This is a genomic window from Fusicatenibacter faecihominis (assembly GCF_020686945.1).
Classification (GTDB): Bacteria; Bacillota; Clostridia; order Lachnospirales; family Lachnospiraceae; genus Limivivens; species Limivivens faecihominis.
Genome location: NZ_JAJEPR010000079.1, coordinates 1 through 3,099, shown reverse-complemented (window position 1 = coordinate 3,099; position 3,099 = coordinate 1). Strand labels below are relative to the sequence as shown.

Below are 3,099 nucleotides of genomic sequence, written 5' to 3'. Positions count from 1 at the left end.
TTATGCCTTTTTTATTGGCTGAAATATTGAATTTTCAAGGTTCAACACACCGATACGGTGTGGGAAGTTTTAGTTAATAATATATTTTGTTCCTCTACCTTTTCCTTCAACTGCAATCACACCCTTTTTCTCCATAGCTTTCAGTAATTGTGTTGTTTTTGATTTGCCAAATGGGACATATGGTGCAATTTCACTTATTGGTTTCAGCATCGTCTTACTTAAAAATTTGTAAATCACTTTTTCGTCTTCGGTTAAATTGACATTCGTTTCAAATATCGGTAGTACAATTTTTATAGCATTTTCTGACACTTCAAATTCTGGTTTTATCAAACTCTCTGCATATAGTTGTTTGATTCGTGTAATTCCTGTTCCAAATATCTCTACTAATCCCAGTCTGTAAAATACATTTGCAAGATTTCTATTTCTTAAAATAGATAGTTTACCTGATAAATATTCTTCTGCCGTTATTCCAGCCGGCAATCCACCAGGAGACACTACTTCTATTCTATCATCAAACATAGAAACTCTGATGTGTGAATTAATATCCCATACCCTATGAATCAAAGCATTTGCAATTGCTTCTCTGAAAGCTGCTTCCGGTATTTTCTCTACCATCTTTCTGTCAGCCCCCTGTATTACTTCATATTGGTAATAATCTCTAAATACAGCAAGTGCTTTTTCATATATTTCTAAAACCGATATATGTTCATACGTTACTCTTTTTTGAATAATACTGATATTCTCACCGAACTTAACAATATCAATTCCTGAAAAATGATTTTTATCTGCCAAAAGTCCCGCTGCATTATTATAACCATTTATATTGTCATACAGGTTCAATGTCTTTAAAGTATCTTGATTGAAAGTTTCAATGTAAATATTTTCTTTCAGTTTACACTGTAAAATTTTAAAAGATAGCTCCTGATCTTTACAAGGTAATTCTTCGAAGCTAATATTTTTTCCATCTAATACAAGCCTTGAAAATTCCAATGTATCTACCTCTATCGTTGCTGTATCATTTCGTTTGTATGCTTTTGATTTATATAAATACGGTTTTTGAAGACCACTTTTTACAGTAAGTTTTATCGTCTGGTCATTATTCTGTATTTCAAGTGTATAGTTTGGTTGAGGTGATATACTGTCATTGATTTTATTTTCGATATCCAGACAGGCCTGTTTTACATCTGGCAATCCTTTCACATTTCCATTATCATCAACCCCAAAAAGAATTGTTCCACCATTGTAATTCGAAAAGGCACTAACTGTTTTCAAAAAAGTATTCGTAATCGTTTCCTTGAATTCTAATATTCTTGTTTCACGCATAGTAATCGTTCCCTTTCCAACCATAATGATTATATTATATGCAAAAATGCGCAAAAAATCAATCGTATTTTTTTACGATTGATTTTTTAATTGATTTTGAGTGTAGTATTATTTTTTGGCCAACTGAATTATGACAACTTTTTTAATTATTCCGATTCGGTCTTCCAAAGGTATAAATAAGGTGTAAATTATTTGTTTCTATCTAGAAAATCCCACAAAATCAAGTCTTTCTCGCCATACTTTAAATGTTGCCGTGGCATACGAAAAGTACTCGAATCATTGTTTTTTCTCCTCTCAAATTGCCTTGAAATGCCGTATTTTGCAAGGTTTTATCAGCATTTCAAGGTATCGTAATTTTCTTCTCATTTACTACATTTTTTACAAAAAAGTGCAAAATGAAGCAAATCATTTCCATCTGTAGTAGTTAAATCGTAGTCAGTTTAGGGGGTGCAGACTACTGCTCAAAATAAACGCTTTTTTATTTTTGCTCATTTTCATCCTTATCATTATATATAAGAAATGTTCTCTTTGTAATCATTAGCAGTAACATTATTATCATAAAAGAAAAACTATACACAACACAAGATATAATTTTTTCAGCCATTTCAGACTCCGTCTCAAGTATTATGATAGATAATATTGCTGCCAACAAAGACAGTATAGTTGACGATACTATAGAGACAAAGGTTTCACCTACTACTTTTCTTTCTATATCATTATTGCTCTCCATTTTTCCTACAAGAATAGCTGCAAATCCAAATAAAACAGTAAACACAAAAGCGAATACTGTTGTTAAAACACTTGCCAAATCATCATCAATTATACATCTAAATCCTATTGTAAGAATTATTGCTAAACATATTGGCATAATAATAAAGCAAACAATATCCCACCATGATAGTTTTTCAGTTTTTGCATTTTTAAACACTTTTATTTGATTTACTAATACACTAAATACTCGTACTTTTGCATTTCCAAATAACATAAGTAAAATTATAACAGTAGTTGCTATTACAAGTACCGCTTTACCATACATACTATATTACCTCCGATTCAATTATTCTTTGATAATATTCATCAGCAAGTTCTATTAACACCTCAGCAAAGTTTTGTGTTGCTCTATAACCTTCATAAAGTTTTTGAGTAATATCATAATTTCCCATAATATGCTCAAAATCATTCCATTTTACATTTTTAGCTTGATTCCCAATTTTTAATCTAATTTCTGCATCATTATATTCTTCTGAATTTGGAAGTTCCGCTTTAATTTGGGAAAATGCATCTTCCTTATTAATTCTTTTTAACTGCATCTTTTGAATTATTCCAAGAATTTTTCGATTTTCACTTGCTTCCAAATTTAACCCTAAATCACGAATAATACATTTTTTCTTAGATACTTTCATATGATCTGCTATATCACTTGAGTTATTTTCTCTAGTAAATTGGAGTGTCATTCTAGTCGGTGAACCCCCCTGTATTTCATTAAACGGTGGGACTATAAGATCCATATCTAATTTTAACCCAACCGATTTCAACGCTTTATTTGCTGTTTCAAGAAATACACTTTTACACCCTGATCCATTTTGTCTATGAAAAATGGCAACTATTGTATCTCCATTTTCATAGACAAAAATGTGATAAGCATAAAGAGCCGCTGAATCTGAATCAAAATTATATTTTTTACCAGTTTGCCTTTTTATGAATATTACGGTGCGGCAGAGCCGCCAGTCCGGTGTGGCGAGAGCCACCTGTCCGGACTAACGGAGCCACCCCATT

3 protein-coding genes are annotated in these 3,099 nt (G+C 31.6%); all 3 read right to left on the bottom strand.

Annotation, left to right across the window (positions count from 1 at the left end):
* Positions 1–69: 69 nt before the first annotated feature.
* The 3 genes from LKD71_RS17795 to LKD71_RS17785 all read right to left on the bottom strand — a co-directional run bounded on the left by LKD71_RS17795 (position 70) and on the right by LKD71_RS17785 (position 3,071).
* Positions 70–1,323 (bottom strand): RNA-binding domain-containing protein, encoded by a 1,254-nt coding sequence (locus tag LKD71_RS17795; RefSeq protein WP_227616403.1) that lies wholly within the window; start codon positions 1,321–1,323, stop codon positions 70–72.
* A gap of 478 nt (positions 1,324–1,801) precedes the next feature.
* On the bottom strand, positions 1,802–2,359 hold the full coding sequence (locus LKD71_RS17790; RefSeq protein ID WP_227616402.1) for a hypothetical protein: 558 nt from the start codon (positions 2,357–2,359) through the stop codon (positions 1,802–1,804).
* A 1-nt stretch (position 2,360) separates the two neighbouring features.
* Positions 2,361–3,071, bottom strand: a complete 711-nt coding sequence (locus tag LKD71_RS17785; protein WP_227616401.1) for a hypothetical protein — start codon at positions 3,069–3,071, stop codon at positions 2,361–2,363.
* Positions 3,072–3,099 lie beyond the last annotated feature (28 nt).